The organism is Campylobacter concisus, from assembly GCF_002913865.1.
Lineage (GTDB): Bacteria > Campylobacterota > Campylobacteria > Campylobacterales > Campylobacteraceae > Campylobacter_A > Campylobacter_A concisus_AM.
The window spans coordinates 1-1,941 of record NZ_POYX01000047.1; the positions used below are offsets into that span (position 1 = coordinate 1).

The 1,941-nt window shown below is 42.9% G+C and carries 1 protein-coding gene; it reads right to left on the reverse strand.

Features of this window, described 5'->3' with window-relative positions:
• Positions 1-25 precede the first annotated feature (25 nt).
• Positions 26-1,888 carry a tRNA uridine-5-carboxymethylaminomethyl(34) synthesis enzyme MnmG gene (gene mnmG / locus CYP77_RS02750; protein ID WP_103566170.1) on the reverse strand — a complete coding sequence of 621 codons (1,863 nt, stop codon included), beginning with the start codon at positions 1,886-1,888 and terminating at the stop codon, positions 26-28.
• Positions 1,889-1,941: the final 53 nt, after the last annotated feature.

The window sequence follows — 1,941 nt, forward strand, 5'->3', positions numbered from 1 at the left end:
CTTTAAAACCATAAAAGGCTTAAATTTAAGCCTTTTTCTCGCTTATTTTTATATAAATATGTAAGATATCGATCGCTGCTGGTGTGATACCTGAAATTTCACTCGCCGCAAAAAGCGTTGGCGGGGCAAATTTCTCAAGCTTTTCGACCACTTCGTTGCTAAGTCCGCTTATGTTTCTAAAGTCGAAATTTTCAGGTATTTTCACATCCATCATATCTTTCATTTTTTCGATCTGATTTTTTTGCTCGCCGATGTAGTGCTGATACTTGCACTCGGTTAAAATTTGATCCATGCTCGCATCATCAAGTGTGGCAAATCTCTCATCAAGCTTTCTTAGTTTTTCAGCCGTAAAGCTCTTTCTAGCTACGATCTTTTGAAGGCTCACGTTTTGGCTGATCGGCTCTTCATCAAGACTAGCTAAAAGCTCTAAATTTGCCTTATTTGGCGTGATCTGAGTGTTGTTTAAAAACTCCAGCCCCTCTTTTAAATTTCTTCTTATATTTTCGATCTCATTAAAAGTCTCATCATCAAGTAGCCCAAGCTCATGCCCATATCCGCCAAGCCTCAAAATGGCATTTTCCTCACGCAAAAGCAAGCGATACTCCGCCCTACTAGTAAACATCCTATATGGCTCTTTTGTCCCTTTTGTCACAAGATCATCTATCAAAACGCCGATATACGCCTCATCACGGCGCAAGATAAGCGGCTCTTTGTTATCTAGCGAAAGCGCTGCATTTATACCAGCCATTAGCCCCTGAGCGCCGGCCTCCTCGTATCCAGTCGTGCCGTTTATCTGCCCAGCCAGGTATAACCCTTTTACTTTTTTGGTTTCTAAGCTATGTTTTAGCTGTGTTGGCTCAACGTAGTCGTACTCGATAGCATATCCGTGCCTTACGATTTTGGCGTTTTCAAAACCCTTTACAGAGCGAAGCATCTGCACTTGCACCTCATAAGGCAGGCTCGTTGAAAAGCCGTTTATGTAGTACTCTGTCGCTTCAAGGGTCTGAGGCTCGATGAAAAGGTGGTGTCTGTCGCGGTCGCCAAAGCGGTTTATCTTATCCTCGATACTTGGGCAATATCTTGGGCCTATGCCCTCGATCTGCCCTGTAAAAAGCGGTGCTTTGTCAAAATTTGAGCGGATTATCTCATGGGTGGTTTCATTTGTATAGGCGATGTAGCATGGTAGCTGCGTTGGGGAGAAATTTTTAGTTCTAAAGCTAAAAGGCGTTGGGTCTTGATCGCCATCTTGCTTCTCTAAAATTTCAAAATTTATCGTTTTTACGTCGATCCTTGGGCATGTTCCGGTCTTTAGCCTGCCTAAATTTAGCCCAAGCTCCCTTAGGCTAGAGCTTAGATCCTTTGCGCTTAGCTCGCCCACACGGCCAGCTTCGAGTTTGTTAAATCCAACGTGGATTAGCCCATTTAAAAATGTGCCAGTTGTAATTATCACTTTTTTTGCGTTATAGATGTTATTTAGGTGGGTTTTAACGCCTGTTATCTCGCCATTTTCGCTTAAAATTTCAGTAGCGATCTCTTGAGAAATTTCTAAATTTGGCGTGTTTAAAAGCAAATTTCTCATATAAACGCGGTATCTATCCATATCAATCTGAGCGCGGCTACCACGTACTGCTGGGCCTTTACTCTCATTTAGCACGCGAAACTGGATACCAACTGCATCAGTTGTAAGCCCCATTTGACCGCCAAGCGCGTCGATCTCTTTTACAAGATGCCCCTTTGCAAGGCCTCCGATGGCTGGATTACAGCTTGCAGCACCTATTTGCTCGGCTAAGATAGTGATAAGTAAAGTTTGCTTGCCCATTCTAGCAGCCGCAAGACTTGCCTCAATGCCAGCATGTCCGCCGCCAACGACGATGATTTCATAATTCATGATAAATTTTTCCTTATTTTTGATGGACAGATTTTATCAAAAAGCATATAAAA

Bases quoted from the DNA above. Each gene is read 5' to 3' on its own strand.
- mnmG (WP_103566170.1), bottom strand. From the start codon at position 1,888: ATGAATTATGAAATCATCGTCGTTGGCGGCGGACATGCTGGCATTGAG.